Raw genomic sequence first — 24,628 nt, forward strand, 5'->3', positions numbered from 1 at the left:
GCCGGCCTCAGCCCTCCATCCGCTTCAGGGCCTCGGCCAGGCCGGGCGCCTCCCGGTCCCGGCGGGACACCGAGGTGACCGGCAGCGGCCAGGGGACGGCCAGTTCGGGGTCGTCGAAGGCGATCGTCACGTCCTCGGCCGGATCGTGCGGGCGGTCGATCCGGTACGAGGTGTCGGCGGTGTCGGTCAGCGCCTGGAAGCCGTGCGCGCACCCCGCCGGGATGTACAGGGTCGCCTGCGTCTCGCCGGACAGTTCGAAGAAGGCCCGGTTCCGGAAGGTCGGGGAGTCCGGCCGCAGGTCCACGACGACGTCGAAGACCCTGCCGTACGAGCACCGCACCAGCTTGGCCTCGCCGGCGCCGGAGCGCAGGTGCAGTCCGCGCACCACGCCCCGCGCCGAGCGGGACAGGCTGTCCTGCACGAAGGCGTCCGGGTCGAGGCCCACCGAGCGGACGACGTCGGCGTCGAAGGTGCGGCAGAAGAAGCCGCGTTCGTCGGCGTGCGGCGTCGGCTCGAAGAGGACGGCGCCGTCGATCTCGGGGACTTCGGTCGCTTTCATGGGGTCTCCCGCGGGGTTGGGACGTGGTCGGCGGCCGGGAACAGGGCCGCGGTCAGGGCGGTGAACTGCCGGTCGAGCTGCCGGGCGGCGACCGCGTTCCGCTCGGTCAGGGTTCGCCGCAGCTCCGGCGCGTGCTTCTCCAGCTCCAGGAACTGGCCGAGCAGCCGGTCCGGGTCGACCGCGCGGGCCGGGTGGCAGTACGCGCCGAGCCCCATCCGGGCCATGAGCGCGTCGCTCTTGGCCGCGTAGCTGAGCGCGAGCGTCGGCACGCCGGCCTTCAGCGCGCACACCAGGTTGTGGTAGCGGGTCGCCACCACCGCGTCGGCGGCGGCCATCTCCTCCATCAGGCCGGCCAGCGACGCCGCCCCGGCCGCGCTGACCAGCGGCGAGTCCACCGCGTCGAGGATCGCGGCGACCACCGGCGCGTCGCAGGCGTCGCCGGTGACCAGCCGCACCGGCCGGCCGTCCGCGACCAGGGCGCGCACGAAGCGGGTCGTCCCGTCGAGGTAGCGCCGGTGGATCTCCTCGGCCCCGGCCCGGTCGTCGTCGCCGCCGCGGAAGGCCATGACGCCGACGCAGACCGTCCCCGGCGGCCCGGCGGGGGCGGGGGAGGGCGGCGCCGGCAGCGCGAAGGCGAGGTCCGGGTGGACCCCGTCGCGCGCGGTGTCCACGCCCATCGCCCGCATCGCGGCACGGGACGGCTCGTCCCGGTAGGACCGGTACGCGGCGAGCCGCGCCGACCACCGCACCAGGGCCCGCGTCGCCCGGTTGCGGATCGGCGCGGCGCCGACCCCGACCAGCGCGACCCGGGTGCGGGTCAGCCTGCCGCTCGCGCAGAGCAGGAAGAGGGCGTACGGGAAGCCCCACGGCCGCAGCGGCAGCGTGGCCTCCAGGACGCCCATGCCCGGCACGACCACCACGTCGTGCCGGCGCGTCCAGGCCGCCGTGCGGACGGCGTCCACGAGCTTGCCCGCGGCCTTCCCGGCGACCGCGCCCGCACGGGACGCGGTCCGGTACTCCCCCCGGTACCAGTGCAGCCGGGTCGCGGGGATCCCGTACCGGGCCGTGACCGCCTCGGGGCCGCCGCACAGCGCGTCGACGACCGCCTCCGGGTGCGCGGCGCGCAGGTACCCGAGCACCGCCTCCAGGGAACCGTCGTTGCCGAGGTTGCCGGAGCCGAGCAGGCCGAACACCCCCACACGGACCGGGCTCACCGCCCCCGTCCCTCGCGCCCGGCGACGAGGGCGTCGACGGAGACGGTGAGCGCGGCCGGGTCGACCGGGGCGCGGTCCTCGACCCGCTCGCCGGCCCCCGGCCGGGCCCGGCTGGCCGCCCACTCCACGAGGTGGCGGTAGCAGGCGCGCCGGTCGGCCGACGACAGCGGCGCCCGCCGGATCGCCGCGACGAACCCCCAGACGTACTCGGCGAGCAGCCGGGGCGTCGGGTGCAGCGGCCCGGCCCTGCGCGGGTCCAGGTTCACGCACCGGGAGCGCTTGGACGGGTTCGCCCGCTCGGCGCGGGTGGGGTGGTCGCGGCGGAAGTACAGCAGCTCCGGCACCTGGTGGAAGGGACCGTGCAGGCCGATCTCGCCGACGAAGGTGCGGTCCGCGTGGTGGTAGCTGTCGTGCGGCTTCACCCGGCGCAGCACGTCCGCCCGCATCACGCCGTAGAAGTCGTCGCCGCCCGGCTCGAACAGCATGCTGCGAAAGCGCGTCGGCGCGTGCGGGGAGGCCGTGGCGAGGCCGTACGCGTACGGCACCTTCACCCGGCCGTCGCCGTCGATGACCGCCTGGTCGGCGTGGGCCAGGATCACCTCCGGCCGCTCGTCGAGCGCCTCCACGCAGCGCCGCAGCAGGTCCCGGGCGTACAGGTCGTCGTGCGAGGCCCACTTGAACAGCTCGCCGCGGCACTGGGTGAACACGTAGTTGTGGTTCGGCGCCGCGCCGATGTTCCGGGGCAGCCTGAGGTAGCGGATCCTCTCGTCCCGCGCGGCGTACGCGCGGCAGATCTCCTGCGTCCCGTCGGTCGAGGCGTTGTCGGAGACGACCAGCTCGAAGTCCTCGTAGGTCTGGCCGAGCAGGGCGTCCAGCGATTCGGCGAGGTACTCCTCGCCGTTGTACACGGGCAGGCCGATGCTGAGCCGGGGTCCGGCGGTCATGGTGTCCTCGCTTCACGGTTCGGTTTCTGGTGGTGCTCGCGCAGGGCGGACCGCAGCTGGACCCACCACACGGTCGAACTGGCCAGCGTCGCCGCGGCGACGCCCCAGGCGGAGCCGGCCGCACCGGCCGCGGCGGCCCCGCCGAGCCCGCCGGCGGCGTAGCCGGCGGAGGCGAAGAGCTGGGCGCGCAGACTGCGCCGGGCCGCGCCGAGCGCGCGCAGCCCGGCCGCCGCGCCGGTGCCGAGGCCGGCGCCCGCGACCCCGAGGGCGGCCGGCACGACGAGCGCGGAGGCCGAGGGCCAGACCTCGTCGAGCACGAGGACGCCGGCCCGGTCCGGCACGAGGAGCAGCGCCGCGCCCCACAGGAGCGCGGCGACGGCCTGCCCGCCGCCGAGGAGGAGACAGAACCGGCCCAGCCGGTCCGGCGCCCGCCTGAGCACCCGGGCCGCCTCCGCGACGGTGACCAGGGACAGCCCCATCAGGACGGCGAGGAACGGGCCCAGCAGCAGCTCGGCGCCCCGCACCGCGCCCACCGCGCCCACCCCGGCGAGCGCCCCCAGACCGTAGGCCCGCAGCTGGCTCGCCCCGCTGAGGCTGACGTTCTCGGCGAGGTACCGGTAGCCGAGGTCGCGCTGCTCGCGCAGCCACCCGCGCGCCCCGGCCACCCGGGGCCGGATGCCGGACTGGAGGCAGCCGTACGCCGCGGCCACCGCCGCGGACCCGCCCCAGGCGAGCACGAACGCGGCCACGCTGCCCACGCGGGCCGCCACGACCATGGCCGGGACGAGCGCGACGCCCCACACCACGTCGTTGACGAACGCCTTCCGTCCGTCGCCCGCGGCGAAGAACGCGAAGCGCCAGGCGTCCTGGAGCAGCAGCGCCGGCAGGACCGCGCCGAGGCAGGCGAACGCCGGCCCCACGTCGCCGCCGAGGGCGAGGCCGGCCGGCAGGCACACCGCCCCGATGACGGCACCGACTCCCAGCGCGGCGCCCGAGGACCGGGCCGCCGCCGCGCGCCAGGAGGCCTCCGGCACGCCGCTGAACCGCACCACCAGCGGGTCGGTGGCCAGTCCGCGGGAGACGTTGAGCACCACGCCGTAGGTCACCCAGGCGAGACCGAACACGCCGAACGCGGTCACGCCCAGCGAGCGCGCCACGTAGACGCCCACCGCGAAGTTGGACACGCTGGAGGCCGCCTGGTCGGCGAGCCCCCAGGACAGCCGGCCGGCGAGGGCCCGCCGGCCGGATCCGGCCGGCGCCGCCGTCTTCTCCTCCTTCTCGGTGGTCACCGGCCTCACGCCTTGATCAGCCCGGCGGCGCGCAGCGCGTCGGCGGCGTCGGCGACGGTGTCGAACGGCAGCCCGGCCCGCTCGGCGACGTCCAGCAGACCGTGCTCGCCGTCGGAGAGGCTGAGCACCCACAGCATCGCCATCTGCGCCTGCCGCGCGTCGCTGCGGCCGCCGAGGGACTCGTACAACCCCCGCCGTCCGAGCTGCGGTTCGCCGTACGGACTCAGGTTGAGGTACCGCCGGTTGCGGTCGAGCACCGCGAACGCCTCGCGGCACACGGCGAGGGTGTCCTCCATCGCCTCCGGAGAGACGAAGTCCGGGTTGTCCGCCGAGGTGTGGTACTCGGGATAGCCGGCGTACGGCGTGCGGCTGAGCGACCCCACGCCGAGGTCGAACCCGGGCGAGCAGTACTGCCGCTCGTCGTAGCCGTACGGCGTGAACTCCGTGACGCGGTGCGGGCGTCCGGACGCCTCCAGGACGTGCCGCATCACCCGGTCGATCTCCGCGTCGCCGCGTCTGCTCCGCTTGTACGTCAGCCGGCCGCGGTCGCCCGCGCAGGCCAGCACGAGCCCGTGCTTGACCCGGTCGATCCGCTCCGCGTTGCGGGCCAGCCAGGTGATCGCCCCGATGGTGCCGGGGGCGAAGACGAACCGGTAGGTGTGGTACGGCTTCCGCTCCGCCAGCTCCCGGGCGAGGTGCACCGCCACCGCGACGCCCGCCAGGTTGTCGTTGGCCAGCGACGGGTGGCAGACGTGACAGGAGACGAGCACCTCGTCGGAGACCTCCCCGGGCACCACGTGCTCGGCGTAGGTGAGGTGCCCGTCGGCGAGCGTGGAGTCGATCCGCACCTCGTACTCGCCGTCCGGCAGCCCGTCCAGGGTCTCCTGCGCCAGGCAGAAGCCCCACTCCGGCGCGTAGTAGCTCGTGCGGTACGGCACCCAGGACGGGTGCTCCGGCAGGGTGTGGAGGTGCGCGCGCAGCTCCGACAGCGGCATGGTGGCCGACACCGGCACGCTGTAGCCCAGCACGTGCAGGCTGGACGCGGCGAAGTCGACGACCCGCCGGCCGGAGCCGTCGGCGACGTAGGCGTCCCGGATGTTCCACTCCTGCGGCACCGTCCAGTCGAGCACCCGGGTCCCGGTCGGCACCTCGTGCACCCGGAGCGGGATGTGCTCGCCGACGATGTCCAGGGTGGCGCGCACCCCGTCGCCCGTGATGCTCCGGCACAGCGGGTACAGCCGCTCCACCAGCGCGTGCATCTCCTCGCCGGGCGTCATCGGCGCCACCGCAGGGTGCCGTCGACGGCACCGGCGTCCGCGGCCGCGCGCAGCACGGCCAGCCGGGTGAAGCGCCGCTCGAAGTCCTCGCGGGTCAGGCCGTGCTCGCGGTAGGCGTCGGCGAGTTCGAGCGCGCCCCGCTTCACCGTCCACTCGCAGTCGAAGCCGGGGACCGCGGCCCGGAAGCGGGAGAAGTCCACGCGGTACGACCGCGGGTCGGCGCCGGTCTCGCCGGTGATCACCACCTTCGAGCCCGCCACCGCCTCGGCGACCTGCCCGGCGATCTCGGCCACCGTCACGTTGTTGACCTCGCTGCCGATGTTGAACGCCCGGTCGTGCACCGCCTCCCGGGGCGCCGTCAGCGCCGCCGTGAAGGCGCGGGCGATGTCGGCCGCGTGCACCAGCGGACGCCAGGGCGTGCCGTCGGAGAGGACCAGGACCTCGCCGGACAGCAGCGCGTGCCCCACCAGGTTGTTCAGCACGATGTCCGCGCGCAGCCGGGGCGAGAAGCCGAAGGCGGTGGCGTTGCGCAGGTACACCGGGGTGAAGTCGGCGTCGGCCAGCGCGCGCAGGTCGTCCTCGACCCGCACCTTCGACTCCGCGTACGGCGTCACCGGGCGCAGCGGCGCGTCCTCCGCCACCAGCTCGTCGCCGCCGGCGGCGCCGTACACCGAGCACGTCGACGCGTACAGGAAGCGCCGCACCCCGGCGTCGCGGGCCAGCCGCGCGAGGCGCACCGACGCGTGGTGGTTGATGTCGTAGGTCAGCTCCGGAGCCAGCGACCCCAGCGGGTCGTTGGAGAGCGCGGCCAGGTGGATCACGGCGTCCACCCCGGCCACGTGCTCGGCCGTGACGTCGCGCAGGTCCACCCGGTGCCCGGCCGGGTCCGCGGGCGCCGGGCCGAGGACGCTGTCGGCGAAGAGCCCGGAGTCGAGGCCGACGACCTCGTGCCCGGCGGCTTCGAGGACTGGGGCCATCACGGTGCCCAGGTACCCCTGGTGTCCGGTCAGCAGTACGCGCACGATTCATTCCCCCAGGTCGAGAGTGAGTTTGGTGACGTCGAACGCCTCGGCGTACCGCGCCTGGCACTCGATGCCGCGGATCCGGGCAAGCCCCAGGAAGGCCTCCCGGTCGTACCAGGGCCGGTGCCGCTGCGAGGGGTAGTGCTCCTGGAGCAGCCGGACCTTGTCCTCGGCGGTCTCCGGCGTCAGCGGCTGGTACGCGTTCGGGCGGCCGAGGTCGCCGTCCCACTTGACGATCTCGTAGCCGAGCACCAGGTGGTCGCGGAAGGCGGTGGGGACCAGCCGCGCGAGACCCCGGTGGTCCTGGTGCGCGTCGGCCGTGCGCGGCGCCAGCACCACGTCGGGATCCGTCGCCGCGCGCAGCTCCTCGACCGCCGCCTTCGCCTCGTCCCAGTACGCGGGCAGCCGGCCGTCCGGCAGCTTGAGCACGGTCAGCCGCAGGTCGGCCCCCGGGCAGAAGGCCGCGAGCGCGGCCCGCTCCTCCCGCTCCCGCTCGCCGCCCCCGCCGGAGAGCACCAGCGCGTCGACGCGGACGCCCGCCCGCGCCCGGCAGACCGTCAGCAGCGTGCCCCCGGCCCCGATGGCGATGTCGTCGCAGTGCGCGCCGACCGCGGCGACCCGCTCCAGGGGACGGGTCCCGAGCCCGATCACGCGCCCACCCCCGCGCCGCCGCGCTCCCACACGGCCCACGGCCGGTCGCCCCGGGCGTACGCCTCGTCGAGCGCGGCCTTCTCCTTTACGGTGTCGGTCGGCTTCCAGAAGCCGCGGTGCCGGTGCGCCACCAGCCGGCCCTCCTTCGCCAGCCCGGCGCAGCCGTCGGCGACCAGGTCCCCGCCCTCGGGTATGTGGTCGAAGACCTCCTGGCGGAGCACGAAGTAGCCGCCGTTCTCCCACAGCGGCAGGTCGCTCACCGGGGTGATGCCCCCGACCAGGCCGTCCTCGCCCAGGTCCACGCAGTGGAAGGACGACTGCGGCGGCACCACCATCATCGACGCGCCCGCGTCGCGCCGCTCGAAGCGGTCGATCATCTCCGGCAGCGGGGCGTCGGTCAGCACGTCGGCGTAGTTGGCGAGGAACATCTCGTCGCCGTCCAGGTGGTGGCGCACCCGGCGCAGCCGCTCCCCGATCGGCGACTCGATGCCGGTCTGCGCGAAGGTGATCGTCCAGTCGGCGATGTCCGTGGACAGCAGCTCGGTCCGCCCGCCCCGCAGTACGAAGTCGTTGGACGTCGTCTCCTCGTAGTTGAGGAAGAAGTCCTTGATGTGGTGGGCGCCGTAGCCCAGGCACAGGATGAACTCCTTGTGCCCGAAGTAGGCGTAGTAGCGCATCACGTGCCAGATCAGCGGCCGGGGTCCGACCATCGCCATCGGCTTGGGCACGTCGTCGGAGGCGCCGGCGCGCATGCGCAGCCCGTAACCGCCGCAGAACAGGACGACCTTCATCGCGTCACCTCGACGATGCTCAGTTCCGGGATGGGGAAGACCAGCCGGCCGCCCCACTCGTGCACGTACGACAGCTGCTCGACCAGCTCGTCCCGCAGGTTCCACGGCAGCACCAGCACGTAGTCCGGCCGGTCGGCGGCGATCCGCTCGGGCGGCAGCACCGGGATGCGGGTGCCCGGGGTGAACCTGCCGTGCTTGTACGGGTTCCGGTCGACCGTGTACGCGAGCAGGTCGGGCCGGACGCCGCAGTGGTTGAGCAGGGTGTTGCCCTTGCCCGGCGCGCCGTAGCCGACGACCGTCTCGCCGCGCTCGGCCGCCTCGATCAGGAACCGCAGCAGGTCCCGGCGCACCTTGGCCACCCGCGCGGAGAACTCGGCGTACCCGGACAGCTCCTGGAGCCCGGCGGCCTTCTCCCGGTCCAGGACCTCGGCCACCCGCGCGCTCGGCCCGCCCGCCGCCTCGGCCGGCCGGGCCCACAGCCGGATGGACCCGCCGTGCGTCGGCAGCAGCTCGACGTCCACCAGCGCGAGCCCGCCGCTCGCCAGGGCCCGGATCGCGGACGCGACCGTGTAGTACTGGAAGTGCTCGTGGTAGATCGTGTCGTACTGGTTCTCCTCGATCAGCGTCAGCAGGTGCTGCACCTCGATCGAGACCCAGCCGTCGTCCGCGACCAGCGCGCGCAGCCCCCGGGTGAAGCCGACCACGTCGGGGATGTGCGCGTACACGTTGTTGGCCACGACCAGGTCCGCCGGGCCGTGCGCGGCCCGGACGTCCGCACCGGTCCGCGGCGACAGGAACTCCGTCACCGTCGGGACGCCCGCCTCGCGCGCCGCCGCCCCGACGTTCACCGACGGCTCGATGCCGAGGCAGCGGATCCCCCGGTCCACCACGTGCCGGAGCAGGTAGCCGTCGTTGCTCGCCACCTCCACCACGAAGGCGTCGGGCCCCAGCCCCGCCCGCTCCACGGCGCCGTCGACGAACCTCCGCGCGTGCTCCACCCAGGACGTCGAGTACGAGGAGAAGTACGCGTACTGCGTGAACGTCTCCTCCGGCGTGATCAGCGGCGGGATCTGCGCCAGCCAGCAGTCGGTGCACACCCGCAGGTGCAGCGGGTACGCCGGTTCGGGCAGGTCCAGCTGGTCCGCGGCGAGAAAGCTCTCGCACGGCGGGGTCGCCCCCAGGTCGACGACGCTCCCCAGCGCCGTCGAACCGCAGAGTCGGCACCGTGTCATGTACTGCCCCCCATCGATTCCGTCCGCCCCGCGATCGCGGCGCGGTACTCCTCCACCAGTCGTTCGAGCCCGACGGCCGGGCTGAACGCCTGCTCGTACCGGAGCCGGGCCGCCCGGCCCATCTCCCGGCTCCGGGCCGGGTCGGTCGCGACCTCCCGGATCCGGGACGCCAGCGAGGCCGGGTCGCCCGGGCGGTGCAGCAGCCCGGTCACCCCGTCCTCGACGAGTTCCACGAAGGCGCCGTGACCGGCGGCGACGGCCGGCACCCCGGCCGCCATCGCCTCCGCGACCACCAGCCCGAAGGTCTCCAGGGACAGCGAGGGCGCCACCACGGCGACCGCGCGGGCGACGGCCTCCCGGCACTGCTCCGGGTCGTACAGGCCGACGTACCGCACGTCGTCCCGGTCCGCCGCCCAGGCGGCCACCTCCCGGTCCAGCGGCCCCGCCCCGGCGATCACCAGCGGCACCCCGGCACCGCCCCGCGCCGCCAGCACGTCCCACGCGGCCATCAGCAGCCGCACGCCCTTCGGCTCCGCGAGCCGGCCGAGGTAGAGCACGTGGTCACCGCCGCCCGACCGCACCGGCCCCGGGTCCGGCACGAAGTTGTGCTTCACCACGAGCCGTTCGGCCGGCATGCCGGAGCGCACCAGCACGTCGCGCTGCGCCGCGGAGATGCAGAGGAACCGCTCCACGCCCGTCCACCAGCGCCGCCGGTTGACCGCCAGACCGACCGCGAGCGGGACCGTCGCCAGCCGGGAGTTCCGGTAGCAGCCGTGCCGGACGGCGGGCAGCGGCGCCCGCGGCCCGACGCACTCGCCGCACTCCCGGCCGTCGCGGTGCAGCGTCCCGGGCGGGCAGACCTGCGTGTAGTTGTGCAGCGTGGCGACGACCGGCACGCCGGCGTCCGCGCAGCCGGCCAGCACCGCGGGCGACAGGAGCGGGAAGACGTTGTGGACGTGCACCACGTCCGGCCGGTCGGCCCGCAGCCGGGCGGCCAGCTCCGTGCGGACCGCCGGGTTCCACGGCACCAGGAACGGCACCGCCGCCTTGCCGAGGAGCGACCGGCCGGCGATGGAGTCGCTGCGCCGCTCGAACACCTCGACCCGGTGCCCGGCCGCCCGCAGCAGCCCCACCTCCTCGTCGACCACCCTGTTCTCCCCGCTCGGCTGCGCCGAGGAGTAGCGGTTGTGCACCACGAGTACATGCACCTTCGGGTCACCTCCTGGCCCAGCGCGGAACGGGTCGTGCGGGAACGCCGGCCGCCGCCGGGCGGACGGGCGCGGCGGGGGCCACCAGCAGCGAGGCGGCCAGGGCCAGGTGCAGCAGGTACGCCGAGGCGTCCCCGAGCCCGACCTCGGTGTACGACGAGAGCGCGCAGTAGCTGATCAGGAAGATCGCGCAGGCCCTCGGCAGCGACGGCGGCCGCAGCAGCGCCACCCCGCCGAGCACGACGAGCAGCGCCGCCACCAGCGCCACACCGAGCAGCCCCTGCTCCTGGAAGACGGCCAGCCAGCTGTTGTCGATCGGCAGTCCGTCGAAGGACTTGTCGCCCAGGCCCGTGCCGAACACCGTCTCCCCGGCCGTCCGGGGCGACGCGAGGAGGGAGTCCCAGACCTTCGCCCGGCCGGTCAGGTTCGAGAAGTTCTCCCGGCTCTGCCCGCGCAGGAACCACGCCCGCAGCGCGGACCCGAAGACCACCGCCGCCACCACGGCGCACAGCACCGCCCAGGCGAAGAGCCTGCGGGCGGCGGCGCTCGTCAGGAACAGCGAGCCGATCGCCAGCACCAGGCCGATCAGCAGCCCGAGGGTGGCCGTGCGGGTGTGGGTCATGGCGAGCAGGACCAGCGACGGCACGATGACCACCGCCGCCCCGGACGCCGTCGTCCGGCGGCCCAGCAGGAGCAGCACCGTCAGCCCGGTGACCACCGCCGCGTACTGCCCGATCTGCGGTGGGGTCAGCGGCCACAGCGCCCCGACCAGCCGCCCGCCGTAGTACTCCGGCATCGCCGTGCCGGGGGCGACGACCAGCCCGGCGGCCACCAGCCCGAGCACCGCGCAGTACGTCCGGACGTGGTGGCGGACGAAGGTCAGGCCGCCGTCCCACCAGCGGGTCAGCAGCCACAGGGTGGCGACGAAGAGCGCCAGCCGGGCACAGCGGAACAGCGCCCCGAACCCCACCTCCAGGTGCACGCTGGCGATCACGCTCGGCACGAGGAGCAGGGTCAGCAGGAACAGGAAGGCGCTGGCCCGGACGCGCACCGGGCGGTTGACGGCGAGCGCCAGCCCGAACGCCGCGACCAGCGCGCCCATGGTGAGCATCTGGATGAGGGAGCGGGGGATCGGGACGACGGTCTTCGCCCCGGCGGAGCCCAGCGTGTTGAGGGCCAGCAGCGCCCAGGCCACCCCTACGAGCCCCGGGGTCCGCCGCGCGGTCGCCGGTCGCCCTTCCGTGGTCGCCGGTCGTCCTTCCGTGGTCATCGGCCACCGCCCCGGGCGTCGAGGACGCTGCCCGCGTCCTGCCGGTACGGCGCGCCCCGCCACCGCCCGAAGTCGAGGCCGCGGCCCGGCCCACGGGCGACGAACGTCCACGGCCCGACGTACGCGTTGTCGTGCCAGCGGTTGTCCTGCCCGTGGGTGACCGCCTCGGCCACGCCTCCGCCCAGGTACGGCGACCAGTCCGGTGAGGTGCCCCGGCCGGCCAGCACCGCCATCCGGCCGCACGACGCCGGCGGACACGGCACGGCGGCCGGGTCCAGTACGAAGCGGTTGTCGTGGACGTCGACCCGCCGGGTCTTCCACCGGCAGTCGGAGCGCAGCGGCGGGGCGGCGATCGCGGGCGGCGCGCAGCGCGCGGTGGACTCCACCAGCAGCGTGCAGTAGCCGGCGGAGGTGTTGGACGGGCTGTTGCAGAACCGGTCGGCGTCCTCCCACAGGGTGATGCCCGACCAGTTGTCCTCCAGCAGGTTCCGGTGGATCTCGATCCGGTCCGTGCGGGCCGGGACCCGGGGCTCGCCGCCGGACTCGGAGACGTAGACGGCCGCGTACGGGAAGTCGTCGCCCTCCTCGGCGGCCGCGCGGCCCTCGACCCGGTTGTTCCGCCGGATCGTGTTGTTCCGGACGACCGCGTTGTAGCTGGTCTCGTAGATCAGCGCGGCGCCGTCGTTCTCCTCGACCAGGTTGTCCTCGAAGAGGAAGTCGTTGTTGTTCGTGTCCGCCCACAGCCCGGCCCCGCGGTTGCCGTGCACCCAGTTGCCGCGGACGTCGGCGCCGTCGACGGCCCAGAACTTGACGCCGGCGGTGCAGCCGCAGCCGGGCTCCCGCCGCTCCCAGTCGTCGGTGTTGTTGCCGGTGATCTCGTTCCCCTCGACCACCAGGCCCCGGACGGAGTCACCGGTCTTGTAGGCGTTCATGCCGTACTGGCCGTTGCCGCGCAGACAGCTGGCGCGCAGCTCCTGCCGGGCGCCGGCCATCAGCCCGGCGCCGGAGTTGTCCTCGATCCGCAGGTGCTCGATCACCCACCCGTCGGCCATGTCGTGGTTGACCACGCCCTCGTCCTTCGGCGCGGCGAAGCCCCGCACGGTCAGGTGCCGCAGGGTGACGCCGTCGGCGGTCCCGCCGAACGCGTACCGGTTGACCCCCCGGCCGTCGAGCACCGCCCCCGGCGCCCCCAGGTACCGGTTCCCCTCCTTGGCCTCGACCTGGTCGTAGGCGCCGGGACCGAGCGTGTGCGTGCCCGGCCGGAGCCAGAAGGTGGTGCGCGGCGGGCTGGCCGCGGTCTTCGCCACCAGGTCGCCGACGACCGACGGGTCGACCGTCACCGCGCCCGCCGGCGCCGTCGCGGGACCGCCCGCCGGCGCCGTCGCGGGACCGCCCGCCGGCGCGTCGCACACCCGGGCCACGGCCCCCTTCGCCCCCACGGACCCGGCGGGCGCCCCCGGCCCGGACGCCCCGGCCGCCCCCGCCGGGGCGTCCCCCGCGCCCGTGCAGCCGGTCGCGGCCAGCAGGAGCAGCACCAGGGGCGCCGCCGGCACCGCCCGGTGCCGCCGCTCTCTCACCACGCGCCCCCCCGGCCGTGGAACCTGAGCACGGTGGTGAACCCCGCCGCGCCGTCGGCGGAGCCGCTGCCGACCAGCGCGGTGGCGGGTTCCTTGCGTCCGAAGCCCGCCGAGTACCAGCCCAGCGGCGGGTCGCTCTCGCCCCGGTGCGCCCGCCACGACAGCTCCCCGGGCAGGTCGAGCTCCGCCGACCGCTCCTCGCCGTCCCGGCTCCAGCGGAGCAGCGCCCGGTTCTCCACCAGCTCCGCGGTGACCGCCGGCCCGAGGTGGAACGCCAGGCGGACGGCTCCGGGACCGCCGTGCACCTCGTCGACCACCCGCAGCTCCCCGCGCGCGGCGGTCAGCTCCACCCGGCGGCGGTGCGTCACGCCCGGGTAGCCGTCGTGCTCGGCGCACCAGCGGGCCACGCCGCCGTCGGAGGCGTCCACGGCCAGGACGCGGGTGCGGGCGTGCCGGGTCCACAGGAACGGGCCCCCGGAGACCGACTGGTCGGCGCCGTCCCACTGGAGCGTGTTGTGGGCGAGGGTGGAGCGGAAGTAGCTCCGCCACTCCGGCTGCCCGTGGTAGCAGTACGTCCCCGGGTCGGCGAGCACGTCGACGCCGTCGTGCCGGACCTCCACGGACAGCGCGTCCGCGTGGGCGTGCGCCGCGATGGACAGGAAGCCGTGCGGACCGCCGTCGCAGCGGCACCAGATCCCGCCCGGACCGCGCAGCACGGTCATGCCCGCGTCGGCGAAGTGGGCCGGCCGGGCCGACGGGCGCCGCACCGGGGGAGCGCCGCCCTTCGCGTACGGCCGGACGAGCGCCGCGAGCAGCGGGGTGCGCACGTCGGTGCCGGTCACCTCCGGCCACCAGGGGAGCCGGCCGAAGACGGCGTCCCCGGTGGCCAGCAGCGAGCCCCAGCGGTCGGTGCCCGCCCCGTCCACCACCAGGCCGTGCCCGTCGTCCGCGTCGCCCTGGCGCGGCGGCCGCAGCCGGCCGTCGACGACGGCCGCGAGCGCGTCCGTCATCCGCAGCAGCACCAGGCGGACCGTGCGGGGGACCGGCACGCCGGCCCGGTCCGCCTCGGCCACCGCCGCAAGGCCCAGTTCCAGCACCAGGCCGTGGTACTCGGTGGCCAGCTCCCGGTTGAGCCCGGAACCGAAGGTGTTGGCGCGCAGCTGCCGCTCCAGGGAGCGCAGCGCCTCGGCCCGCCAGCGCGCCGAGGCGGGGAACCAGCCGAACGCGCAGGCCGCGGCGAACTGCCCGGCGGCCTCGGCGATCACGTGGTTGTTCGCCGAGGACCCCCGGCTGGGGAAGGCGGCCAGCCACCGCTGGTGGTGCCAGATCTGACGGAGCGCCACCGGGTTCTCCTCGAACAGCCCGGCCGCGCCCGGCCAGCCGTCGAGCAGCCGCCGGATCCACACCCAGGACAGCAGCCGGATCCCCAGCTCGATGCCGCTCGTCCAGTGCACCCCGCGCAGCGGCGCGTTCGCCGACCACCACGACCGCAGGTGGGCGGCCACGCGCTCGGCGTACCGCTCGTCACCGGTCAGCGCGTAGGCGGCGGCGAGCACCGTGAGGTACTGGTGCCGGGACAGCTCCCAGATCTGCTTGACGTCCCCGACCGCCTCCTCGTCCCGGTACGGCACGTCGAAGGCGTAGCCCCACGGAGCGCGGCGCCCCGTCTTCGGGTCGTGCCACCAGTCCGGGGCGACCAGGTCGTCCCGGACCACCCCGAAGAACTCGGCGCGCCCGGCCATCAGCCGGTCCGCCTCGGCGACGAGGCGCTTCGCCGCGTCCGGGGCCACCGCGTCGAGCGCCCCCGCCGGCAGCACCGCGGTGAAGCGGGCGCCGGTCACGCGCGGCACCGCCGGCCGCGCCGACCGCCACCGCCGCCTGCGCACCGTGTCGCCCACCCGGCCGCCGACCTCCCGCGGCCCCATCCGGGACAGCCGCCGCAGGTACCAGCCCGCGCTCATCGTCATCGGGCCGCCACCAGCGACACGGGCACCCCGGACGCGAGGCCCTTCCGCACGGCGAGGGTGGCGGCGGTCGTCGCCACCAGCGACTCCAGCGGCACCGGCATCGGCCCGCCGGTCCGCACCGCCCGCACGAACGCGGCGAGTTCCGCGTTCTGGCCCTTGTCCCGCGCCTTGGGCAGCCGCGAGCTCACCCACGCCCTGCGGCGCCCGTCCCACACGCCGGCGCGGACGAAGTCGTCGAGCCGCAGCACCCTGCCGTCCGCGAGGAGGTCCAGCGTCTCCTTCGGGAAGCCGGGCGCACCGCTGGTGACGTAGCTGACGGTGGCCGTGGACCCGTCCGGGTAGCCCAGGACGACCTGGAGGTCCTCGTTGCCGGCCGGGGCGACCGCGTACACCGAGACCGGGTCGGCGCCCAGCAGCCAGCTCGCCGTGTCGACGAAGTGACCGCCCTCGCCGGCGAACCGCGAACCCTCGGACCCCTGCCGGAGGTACCAGCTGCCCTGGTCGAGCCGGCCGGCGTTGACGAGGTAGCGCAGGCTCGCCGGGCCGGTCCGGGCGCCGAACCGCTCCTTCGCCTCCCGCAGCAGCGGTGAGAACCGGCGGTTGAAGCCCACCTGGAGACGGTCGTTGCCGGACTCCTCGACCGCAGCGAGCACCCCGGTCAGCTCGTCCTCGGTGAGCGCCAGCGGCTTCTCCACGAAGACCGCCTTGCCCGCGAGCAGCGCCCGCCGGGTGAGTTCGGCGTGCGAGCTGTGCCGGGTGACGACGAACACCGCGTCGACGGACGGGTCGTCGAGCACCGCGTCGAGGTCGGTGGTGGCCCGCCCGAAGCCGAACTTCCGCCGGGCGTTCGCCGCGGACAGCGCCGTCGTCGTCACGACCGCCGACAGCTCGACCCCTTCGCGCCCCACCAGGTGCGGCAGCAGCATCGACGAGGCGTAGTTCCCCGCGCCGACGAACGCCAGCCGCACCGGACGCCCCGCCACCCGGGCCGGAGCGGGCCCGCCCCCGCCGCGCCGCACCCCGGGCACGACGGCCTCCGGTGCCGCGGGCTCGTCCCGCGCGCCGTCCTCGGCGTACCGGAACAGCACCGCCACGGCCTTCAGATCGCCGTCCTCCAGGCTCCGGTACGTCTCCACCGCCTCGTCGAAACCGGCGACGTGCGAGACCAGCGGCTCCACGTCCACGGCGCCCCGGGCGAGGAGGTCGAGGAAGCACGCGAGGTTCCGGCGCTCGGTCCACCGCACGTAGCCGATCGGGTAGTCCCGGCCCTCCAGCTCGTACTCCGGGTCGTAGCGTCCGGGGCCGTAGCTCCGCGAGAAGCGGACGTCCAGCTCCTTCTCGTAGTACGCGTTCCACGGCAGGTCCAGACGGCACTTGCCGATGTCGACGACCCGGCCCCGGTCCCGGCACAGCCGGGCCGCCAGCTCGACGGGCTGGTTGCTGCCCCCGCCGGCCGCCAGGTACACCTGGTCCACCCCGTGCCCGCCGGTCAGCTCGGCGACCGCGTTCGCCACGACGGCGGAGTCCGGATCGCCACAGGCCACCGCACCGAGGCGCTCGGCGAGCGCGCCGCGCGCCGGGTCGGGGTCCACGCCCACGACCCGGACGCCCGAGGCGGTGAGGAGCTGCGCCACCAGCTGCCCGATCAGCCCGAGACCGATGACCAGCGCCGTCTCGCCGAGCTGCGGCGCGCCCTGCCGGACGCCCTGGAGCGCGATCGAGCCGACCGTGCCGAAGGCCGCGTGCCGCGCCGCGAGGCCGTCCGGCACCGGCGCGTAGAGGTTCTTCGGCACCCAGTTCAGCTCGGCGTGCAGCGCGTGCTCGTTGCCCGCGCAGGCCACCAGGTCGCCGACCTTCACGTCGTCGATCCCCGCGCCGACCTCCTCGACCACCCCGCACAGCGAATAGCCGAGCGGCGTGTAGGAGTCCAGCTTCCCCATCACCTTGCGGTAGGTGGCGGGCACCCCGTTGGTCGCCACGCTCTGCACGACCTTCGCCACCTGGTCCGGCCGGGACCTGGCCTTCCCGACCATCGACATGCCCGCCTCGGAGACCTTCATCAGCTCGGTCCCGGTGGATATCAGCGAGTAGGCCGTCCGGACCAGCACCCCGCCGGGCTTGCACCCGGGCACCGGCACGTCGAGCAGCGCCAGTTCACCGCTCTTGTAGTTCTGCACTACCTGTTTCACCGAAGTCCTCTTGTCTCTACGCAGTGAGGGAAGGGCCCTGGCCGGCCCGGGAGGTCGCGCCGCGGTACCAGTACTCGAGGGTCAGCACGTGCCACAGGTGCTTGGAGTGGTCCCGGTGCCCGGCCGCGTCCTCGGCGGCCAGCCGCCGCAGCGCGTCGCGGCGCAGCAGACCGGAGCGGACCAGCTCGCCGTCGTTCACCACCTCGCGCACCAGCGGCGCGAGGTCCCGGCTCATCCAGGCCCGCAGCGGGGCGCTGAACAGGCCCTTGGGCCGGTACACGATCTCGCGCGGCAGGACGGAGGACGCCGCCTCCTTGAGGACGGCCTTGCCCTGCCGCCCGACGATCTTGCGGTCGCCGGGCACCGCGAACGCCGCCCGGACCACCTCGACGTCCACGAACGGCACCCGCACCTCCGTCGACGCCGCCATGCTCGACCGGTCCGTGTACGCGAGGTTCAGGCCCGGCAGGAACATCCGGGCGTCACCCAGGCACATCCGGTTGACGAAGTCGTCCAGGTCGTTGTCCCCGTACACGTCCGCGTGTTCGGCCAGCACGTCGTCGACCGTCCCGGCCAGGTCCGGATCGACCAGCCCGAGCAGCTCGTCCCGGTCGTACATCGTGTAGCTGCGGCGGAAGGCCGTCTCCTCCGGCAGCTCGGCGAAGGACAGGAACCGCTTCGCGAAGCGCACCGACCGGTACCCCCGCCGCGCCGAGGCGACCGGCAGCCGGTCCACCGCCCGGGCCAGCCCCCGCCGCACCGGCCGCGGCACCCGCTGGTAGCGCAGCGCGACCAGGTTCGCCAGGTGCTTGCGGTACCCCGCGAACAGCTCGTCGGCCCCCATCCCCGACAGCATCACCTTCACCCCGGCCTCCCGGGCCGCCGAGCAGATCAGGAAGGTGTTGATCGCGGCCGGGTCGCCGATCGGCTCGTCCAGGTGGTACGTCATCCGCGGCAGCAGGTCGAGCACGTCCGGCGCGATCTCGATCTCGTGCAGGTCGACGCCGAACCGCTCCGCCACCCGCCGGGCGTAGCGCAGGTCGTCCGGCATCGCCTCGAACCGGGCGTCCTCGGCCCGGAACCCGATCGTGTACGCGGAGATCCCCGGCCGGTCCCGGGCCGCCAGCGCCGTCAGATAGCTGGAGTCGAGCCCGCCGGACAGGAAGGTCGCCACGGGAACGTCCGCGAGCAGGTGGCGCCGGGTCGAATCCTCGACGACGGCGGCCAGGTCCGGCAGGTCGCCGCTCAGCGCCCGCTCCCGGCCCTCGGCGGCGACGTCCCGCAGGTTCCAGAACCGGCCGCGCTCCACCCGCCCGTCGGGCCGGCACCGCAGCCAGCTCCCCGGCGGCAGCTTCTCCGCCTCGCGGTACGCGCACCGCGAGTCCGGCACCCAGTAGTACAGCAGCGAGGCGACCAGCGCCGCGTGGTCCACCTCCAGCGCCCCGCCCGTCGCCGCGGCCAGCGCCTTCAGCTCGGAGGCGAAGACCAGCCCCCCGTCCCGCCGCAGCAGGAACAGCGGCTTCACGCCCAGCTGGTCCCGGACCAGCACCAGCTCGCCCGTCCGCTCGTCGAAGACCCCGAAGGCGAACATCCCGCGCAGCCGGGGCAGGCAGTCCGTGCCCCACCGCCGCCACGCCTCCAGCAGCACCTCGGTGTCCGACGTGCCCCGGAAGCGGACCCCGGCCGCCGCCAGTTCGGCCCGCAGCTCGGGCGCGTTGTACAGCTCCCCGTTGTACGTCAGGACCAGACCGTCCGAGACCATCGGCTGGGCGCCCGTCTCCGACAGGTCCACGATCGACAGCCGCCGGTGCCCCAGCTGCACGTCGCCGTCGCCGACCGGATGACCGTACCGCCCCGCCCCGTCCGGCCCCCGGTGGGCGAGGGTGTCGGTGAGCCGGTCCGTCACGGCCTTCCCGTCCGGCCACCGGTACGTGCCCGCGATGCCACACATGTCTACCGTGCCTCCTGGTCGCTGTCCGGGACCCGTCCCGCCCACATCGGCAGCCGCTCCGTCCGCCACCGGCCGATCCCCGCCTGCGGCGCCGGCCGTCCGCTCCGCCCCCGCGCCGCGCCGGACGGCCCGTCCCACAGCGTGCCGTCCGTCCGGTCCCGCGGATCGGGATCCACCAGCACCACGCCGGCCACCGGGATCCGCTGGTCCGCGAGCTGCCGCGCCACCGTGTGCAGCCACGCGGCGCTGCCGTGCCCGGCCCGCACCACGAGCACCGTCCGGGCGCCCAGGTGCGGCAGGTCCGCCCACGCCGCTCCGGGCGCCACCGAGCCGACACCGATCCGCCGCCCCCGGTGCGGCAGGTCCGCGGCCCGCTCGCCGTCGACCACCACCGGATCCCCCGGCCGCGGGACGCGGCCGGCGAGCGGCAGCCCGGGCAGCCCGTCGATGACGACCACCGGCCCGTCCGCGCCCAGCGCCCGGCCGAGGTCCAGGGCGAGCGCGGCCGCGTCGCGCGCACAGCCCAGCTCCAGCAGCGACACCGGCTCCGCGGAACCGCGCACGGTCCGCGCCAGGGACCTGGTGAGCCGTTCGCGCGCGTCCCGGGCGTACCGGCGCCGCCACGGCCCGGCCGGACGCGGCAGCTCGCCGACGACCGAGGCGCCGAGCTGCGCCGCGATCTCCCGGCGCAGCACCGGACGGTCCGCCACCACCGTGCCGACCGCCGCCACCGCCAGCCCGAGGGCGAGCCCGAGCACGCCGCCGATCGCGGCGTCGACGGCCACGCTCCGGGGCAGCGAGTGCCGCACCGCGCGCGGCGCGTCCACGACCTGCGTGCCCGCCACGAGGTGCGGCGTGCCGATCCGCGCCTCGGCCGCCCGCTGGTCGAAGTCGGAGATGCGCGAGGTGAGTTCGGCCCGGCGGGCGAAGAGCGACTCCATGTCCGCCGAGGCCTTCGTCCCCTTCTCGCCGATCGTCTCGTTGACCCGGGCCAGTTCCTCCCGCATCCGGTCGCGCTGGTCGAGCAGGGCCTTCGCCTCGGCGTCCGCGGCCTCCCGGATCCGCCGCACGTGGTCCGCCACGAACGCGTCGGCCAGCGCCCCGGCACGGGCCACCGCCTCCGCGTCGCTCTCGCCCGACACCGTGATCTGCAGCAGGTTGTTGGTCAGGCCGAGGCCCTCGTAGTCCCGCATGAACTCCTCGGGGCCCACCGGGGAGCCGAGGGCCTTCAGGGCCTCGCCGGCGATCCGCGTGGTGTGCAGCAGCGCCACGTCGGTGCGGATCAGCGTCCCCGGGTCGTTCGGCTGGTCCTCCTGGTGCGCCACCAGCAGCTTCACCGTCGCCGTCGGCGGCGGCACCAGCACGAAGGCCAGCGCCGCGCCGGCCAGCAGGCCGAACAGCGCCAGGGACGACCACAGGCGCCGCCGCCTGCGCACCGCGACCACCAGCGTGTGGAGGTCGATCAGCGGAGCTGCTGCCACCGCCTCCCCGTCCGTGCGCCCCGTCATCGCACACCCCCCAGCACGTCGTCGCCGACGGCGGGCACCGGCACCCCGGCAGGACGCGGCCCGCCGCCCGACCGCGCCGGACGGGCCCGGACCGCGCCGGCCAGGACGAGGCCGACGACCTCCTGCCCGGCGTCCGCGCACGCCTCGGCGATGCCCGCCAGCTCCACCGCGGTCCAGCTGCCGGGGCTCACCACGACCACCGCACCGGACTCGCCGGCACGGTCCGGCAGCAGCGGATGGGCCACCGTCACCCCCACCAGGCGCAGCAGCGGCTCCCCCCGGCCGGAGGGGCCCGGGCCGGGGCCGCTCCCCGCCTCCGCGACCAGCCGCCCGGCGGCCCGGCGGGCGATCTCGTCCCCGTCCGGGACGACGACCAGCAGCCGGCGGGCGGCCGGCGCCCGCTCCCGCAGCCGGGCGCACACCCGCCGGTAGCGGATCCACCGGCCCGACTCGTCGCCGGAGGCCCGCGGCGCCGGGACGTCCCAGCGGACGTCGACGCCGAGCAGCCGGCGGAACCAGGTCCGCGGGCCCCGCCCCTCCGGCCGGTGCACGGGCCGCCGGCCGGCCACGTCGACGCTCCCGACGAGCACGGTCCCCAGGGCCGCGGCGATCTCCGGCTCGGTCCGCAGCCGCCGGCTCATCCGCGCGGCGGCGAGATGGCCGACGACCGCCAGCAGGAAGAACAGCACCGCCCCGGCGGCGACGAGCTGCGCCCTCGTCGGCGGCGCCTCACCGGCCGGCCGGGGCGCCGGGCCCATGACGACCATGGTGGCCCTGCCGGACTTCCCGGCGGCCGGATCGGTCTGGTCCAGCTTGGTGATCGCGTCCCGCAGCGCCGTCCGCAGCTTCTCCAGCTCGGTGCGCGCCTGGACGCTCTCCACCGTCCGTCCCGGATCGGCCGCGTCGGCCAGCTCGGTGATGCGCCGCCCGGCCTGCTCCACCGCCTTCCGCAGCGCTTCGAGCCGGGCCTCCGCCTCCGGATCGGTGGCGCCGCCCACGACCCGCGCCGCGAACGCGACGAACTCCCGGGCCGTCAGGTCGGAGAGCCGCTGGGCGCGCTCCGGGGTGTCGGCCGTGCCCGAGATCCTGATGATGTTCCCCTCGGCCGCCTCCGCGCTCAACCGCTCCCGCAGCTCGACGCCGTCGGTCCCGCGCAGGCCGAGTCCCTCCGCCACCCGGTCGACCACCACCGAACTCGTCGCGACCTCCGCCTGGGTCAGCAGCTCGCGCTCCTCCCACGACCCCGGCAGCAGCACCGACACCGAGGTCGTGTAGCGCGGCGGGACCAGCAGCGAGACGCCGTGGCCGACGAGCGCGCCCACCAGGGCGAGGAGGGTGAGGAGCCGCCCGCGCCGACGGAGAATCCGCCCGAGGGTGACCAGGCGTATCGTGTCGTCGCTCAACTGCGCGGCCCCGTTCCCGCCCGGCCCGGGGCGCCCGCGGACAGCGCGGCGGCGTAGGCGGCGAGCAGCGCGCGCTGGGAGTTCCGCCAGGCGAGCGGCCCGCCGATCCGCTCCCGGCCGGTCTTGCCCATCAGGGCCCGCTTCTCCGGGTCGTCGAGCAGGAGCGCGATGAGCCGCGCGAACTCCGCCTCGTCGTTCGCGGGCGCGTAGACGGCCGCGTCACCGGCGGAGACGCGCGCCTCCTTCAGGTCGAACGACACGATCGGCCGGCCCATCACCATGTACTCCAGGACCTTGTTCATGGTCGACACGTCGTTGAGCGGATTGCGCGGGTCGGGGGAGAGGCACACGTCCGCGGTGGACAGGTAGCGGGCCAGGTCGGCGTCCGGCACGCGCCCGGTGAACTGCACCTGCTCCGACAGGCCGAGCCGCCGGGACAGCTCCACCATTGCGTCGAAGGTGTCGCCGCCGCCGACGAACACCGCGTGCCAGTCGGTGCGCCCCAGCTCGTCGCGCAGCTTCGCGAGGGCCCGCAGGGCGTAGTCGACGCCGTCCTGGGGGCCCATGACGCCGAGGTAGCACAGCAGATGGGGCTTGCCGCGCTTCAGCTCCGGCTCGGCCGGCACGGGGTGGAAGCGGTCGGTGTCGGGCGCGCTGCGCACCACGAACACGTCCTCGGGCCGCCGGCCGCCCCGGCGCACCGCGACGTCCCGGTAGCTCTCGTTGGTGGCGAGCACGACGTCCGCCGCCCGGTAGGTCATCCGCTCCAGCGCGCACACGCCCCGGTAGAGCAGGTCCTCGCCGCGGTCGAACCGCGAGAGGTACAGCTCGGGCACCAGGTCGTGCTGGTCGAAGACGAACCGCGCGCCGCGCCGCTTGAGCCACCGCGCCGGCAGGAACAGCAGGTCGGGCGGGTTGCAGGCGTGCACGACGTCGACCGGGCCGACCTTCCGCGCCAGCCGGGCCGTGTGCCACAGCGCCGCCCCGTACTCCCGCAGGTAGCCGGCCGGCCCGCCGGTGGCCGCGCGCAGCGGGTAGCGGTGGATCCGCACTCCGTCGAGCTCCACCTCCCGCTCCGTGTCCCGCTTGGTCCCCGCGGGACAGATGACGTGCACCTCCCAGCCCGCGTCCCGGAGCGTCGTGCACTCCTGCCACACCCGCCGGTCGAACGGCACCGACAGGTTCTCCACCAGGATCAGCGCGCGCCGGCCGTGCCGGTCACCGCCGGTCGCTTCACCAAGCAAGGCCCACGTACCCGGGTTCGGCCCGCCGCGCGTCGGCGTCGGGGAGATGGACGAGATCGACGATCACCGGCGAGTCCCCGTGAGGCAGCGCCGCGAGGACGGCCGGGTCCCTGGTGCCGACGAGGCACACCTCGGCGTGCGCGAGCACCTCGTCGACGGAGTCCGCGAGCAGCTGCGCGAGGTGCGGCAGCCGGGTCTCGATGTACTCGCGGTTCGCGCCGAGCAGCCGGGAGAGGTTCACGTTGGCGTCGTGGATCCGCAGGTCGTAGCCCTTGCCGAAGAGCCGCTCGGCCAGCTCGACGAGCGGACTCTCGCGCAGGTCGTCGGTGCCGGGCTTGAAGGACAGCCCGAACAGGCCGACCCGCCGCTTCCCGGTGCGCTCGACCAGTTCCACCGCCCGCTGCAGGTGGTCGGCGTTGGACGGCAGCACGTGGGAGAGGATCGGTACCGACACGTCGGCCCGCCGGGCCGCGTGGACCAGGCTGCGCAGGTCCTTGGGCAGGCAGGAGCCGCCGAAGGCGAAGCCGGGCCGCAGGTAGGCGGGGCTGATGTTCAGCTTCCGGTCGGCCAGGAAGACGTCCATCACCTGGTGCGAGTCCACCCCGAGCGCCCGGCAGACGGCGCCCAGCTCGTTCGCGAAGCCGATCTTGAGGCCGTGGAAGGCGTTGTCCGCGTACTTGATCGCCTCGGCGGTCGCCACCGGCACCCGGAACACCTCGCCGGGCAGCCCCTCGTACAGCGCCGCCACCACGTCGCCGCTCGCCGGGTCGAGCTCGCCGACGACGGTCTTCGGCGGGTCGAAGAAGTCCCGCACGCTGGTGCCCTCGCGCAGGAACTCCGGATTGACCGCGACCCCGACGTCCACCCCGGCGGTGCCGCCGACGTACTTCTCCAGGATCGGCACCAGCAGGTTCAGGCAGGTGCCCGGGAGCATGGTGCTGCGGAACACGACCGTGTGCCGCCCGCCCCGCTCGGCCAGCGCCGCGCCGATCTCCTCGGTGACCCGCTCCAGGTAGGTGGTGCACAGGCTGCCGTTGGGCTCCGACGGGGTGCCGACGCAGACCAGCGACACCTCGCTGTCCGCGATCGCCTCGCGCACGTCGGCGGTGGCGCGCAGCGCCCCGCTCCGCACGACCTCGGCGACGAGTTCGCCGATCCCCTCCTCGACCACCGGTGCCCGGCCGTCGTTGACCAGGTCGACCTTGACGGGGTTGACGTCGACCCCGACGACCTCGTGCCCCAGGCTCGCCAGGCACGCGGCCGACACGCAGCCCACGTAGCCGAGCCCGAAAACGCTCACCCTCATGACCCGCTCCTCCCCCCGGGCAGGCC

At 75.1% G+C, this 24,628-nt stretch carries 19 protein-coding genes; all 19 read right to left on the reverse strand.

The window, feature by feature from the left end:
* Nucleotides 1–7: 7 nt before the first annotated feature.
* From rfbC to ACFW6A_RS33275, 19 genes are read right to left on the reverse strand one after another with little or no spacing between them, the layout of a single operon-like run.
* A complete protein-coding gene (gene rfbC / locus ACFW6A_RS33185; RefSeq protein WP_043225248.1) occupies nt 8–559 on the reverse strand; it encodes a dTDP-4-dehydrorhamnose 3,5-epimerase in 552 nt (183 codons plus the stop codon).
* A complete protein-coding gene (locus ACFW6A_RS33190) occupies nt 556–1,773 on the reverse strand; it encodes a polysaccharide pyruvyl transferase family protein (protein ID WP_351842417.1) in 1,218 nt (405 codons plus the stop codon). The genes rfbC and ACFW6A_RS33190 overlap by 4 nt, the downstream gene beginning before the upstream one ends.
* On the reverse strand, nt 1,770–2,717 hold the full coding sequence (locus ACFW6A_RS33195) for a glycosyltransferase family 2 protein (RefSeq protein ID WP_386482937.1): 948 nt from the start codon (nt 2,715–2,717) through the stop codon (nt 1,770–1,772). Before ACFW6A_RS33195 ends, ACFW6A_RS33190 begins: the two co-directional genes overlap by 4 nt.
* Complete coding sequence (locus tag ACFW6A_RS33200) at nt 2,714–4,015, reverse strand: hypothetical protein (protein WP_386482940.1); 1,302 nt, start codon at nt 4,013–4,015, stop codon at nt 2,714–2,716. The genes ACFW6A_RS33195 and ACFW6A_RS33200 overlap by 4 nt, the downstream gene beginning before the upstream one ends.
* Complete coding sequence (locus ACFW6A_RS33205; protein ID WP_351842411.1) at nt 4,012–5,292, reverse strand: DUF4910 domain-containing protein; 1,281 nt, start codon at nt 5,290–5,292, stop codon at nt 4,012–4,014. The genes ACFW6A_RS33200 and ACFW6A_RS33205 overlap by 4 nt, the downstream gene beginning before the upstream one ends.
* On the reverse strand, nt 5,280–6,305 hold the full coding sequence (locus ACFW6A_RS33210) for an SDR family oxidoreductase (protein WP_351842409.1): 1,026 nt from the start codon (nt 6,303–6,305) through the stop codon (nt 5,280–5,282). Before ACFW6A_RS33210 ends, ACFW6A_RS33205 begins: the two co-directional genes overlap by 13 nt.
* Nucleotides 6,306–6,308: 3 nt before the next feature.
* Nucleotides 6,309–6,956, reverse strand: a complete 648-nt coding sequence (locus ACFW6A_RS33215) for a PIG-L deacetylase family protein (RefSeq protein ID WP_386645235.1) — start codon at nt 6,954–6,956, stop codon at nt 6,309–6,311.
* Nucleotides 6,953–7,747, reverse strand: a complete 795-nt coding sequence (locus ACFW6A_RS33220; protein WP_351842406.1) for a glucose-1-phosphate cytidylyltransferase — start codon at nt 7,745–7,747, stop codon at nt 6,953–6,955. Before ACFW6A_RS33220 ends, ACFW6A_RS33215 begins: the two co-directional genes overlap by 4 nt.
* A complete protein-coding gene (locus tag ACFW6A_RS33225) occupies nt 7,744–8,979 on the reverse strand; it encodes a class I SAM-dependent methyltransferase (RefSeq protein WP_386645237.1) in 1,236 nt (411 codons plus the stop codon). The genes ACFW6A_RS33220 and ACFW6A_RS33225 overlap by 4 nt, the downstream gene beginning before the upstream one ends.
* Nucleotides 8,976–10,187 (reverse strand): glycosyltransferase, encoded by a 1,212-nt coding sequence (locus tag ACFW6A_RS33230; RefSeq protein WP_351842403.1) that lies wholly within the window; start codon nt 10,185–10,187, stop codon nt 8,976–8,978. Before ACFW6A_RS33230 ends, ACFW6A_RS33225 begins: the two co-directional genes overlap by 4 nt.
* A gap of 7 nt (nt 10,188–10,194) precedes the next feature.
* Nucleotides 10,195–11,457: an O-antigen ligase domain-containing protein gene (locus ACFW6A_RS33235; protein WP_351842401.1), complete on the reverse strand. Its 1,263-nt coding sequence runs from the start codon at nt 11,455–11,457 to the stop codon at nt 10,195–10,197.
* On the reverse strand, nt 11,454–13,037 hold the full coding sequence (locus tag ACFW6A_RS33240) for a right-handed parallel beta-helix repeat-containing protein (RefSeq protein WP_386645241.1): 1,584 nt from the start codon (nt 13,035–13,037) through the stop codon (nt 11,454–11,456). The genes ACFW6A_RS33235 and ACFW6A_RS33240 overlap by 4 nt, the downstream gene beginning before the upstream one ends.
* Nucleotides 13,031–15,001 carry an alginate lyase family protein gene (locus tag ACFW6A_RS33245; RefSeq protein ID WP_351842397.1) on the reverse strand — a complete coding sequence of 657 codons (1,971 nt, stop codon included), beginning with the start codon at nt 14,999–15,001 and terminating at the stop codon, nt 13,031–13,033. Before ACFW6A_RS33245 ends, ACFW6A_RS33240 begins: the two co-directional genes overlap by 7 nt.
* Complete coding sequence (locus tag ACFW6A_RS33250; protein ID WP_386645243.1) at nt 14,998–17,190, reverse strand: bi-domain-containing oxidoreductase; 2,193 nt, start codon at nt 17,188–17,190, stop codon at nt 14,998–15,000. Before ACFW6A_RS33250 ends, ACFW6A_RS33245 begins: the two co-directional genes overlap by 4 nt.
* Before the next feature lie 16 nt (nt 17,191–17,206).
* Nucleotides 17,207–19,141: an asparagine synthase (glutamine-hydrolyzing) gene (gene asnB, locus ACFW6A_RS33255; protein WP_386645246.1), complete on the reverse strand. Its 1,935-nt coding sequence runs from the start codon at nt 19,139–19,141 to the stop codon at nt 17,207–17,209.
* Between the two features lie 2 nt (nt 19,142–19,143).
* The gene (locus ACFW6A_RS33260) at nt 19,144–20,649 is read right to left on the reverse strand and encodes a Wzz/FepE/Etk N-terminal domain-containing protein (protein WP_351842391.1); all 1,506 of its coding nucleotides are present in this window, start codon (nt 20,647–20,649) and stop codon (nt 19,144–19,146) included.
* A complete protein-coding gene (locus ACFW6A_RS33265) occupies nt 20,646–22,052 on the reverse strand; it encodes a Wzz/FepE/Etk N-terminal domain-containing protein (RefSeq protein WP_386645248.1) in 1,407 nt (468 codons plus the stop codon). Before ACFW6A_RS33265 ends, ACFW6A_RS33260 begins: the two co-directional genes overlap by 4 nt.
* On the reverse strand, nt 22,049–23,296 hold the full coding sequence (locus ACFW6A_RS33270) for a glycosyltransferase family 4 protein (RefSeq protein WP_351842387.1): 1,248 nt from the start codon (nt 23,294–23,296) through the stop codon (nt 22,049–22,051). Before ACFW6A_RS33270 ends, ACFW6A_RS33265 begins: the two co-directional genes overlap by 4 nt.
* Nucleotides 23,286–24,602, reverse strand: a complete 1,317-nt coding sequence (locus tag ACFW6A_RS33275; protein ID WP_351842385.1) for a nucleotide sugar dehydrogenase — start codon at nt 24,600–24,602, stop codon at nt 23,286–23,288. The genes ACFW6A_RS33270 and ACFW6A_RS33275 overlap by 11 nt, the downstream gene beginning before the upstream one ends.
* Between the last annotated feature and the right edge of the window lie 26 nt (nt 24,603–24,628).

It is taken from the genome of Streptomyces sp. NPDC058758, from assembly GCF_042746075.1.
Lineage (GTDB): Bacteria > Actinomycetota > Actinomycetes > Streptomycetales > Streptomycetaceae > Streptomyces.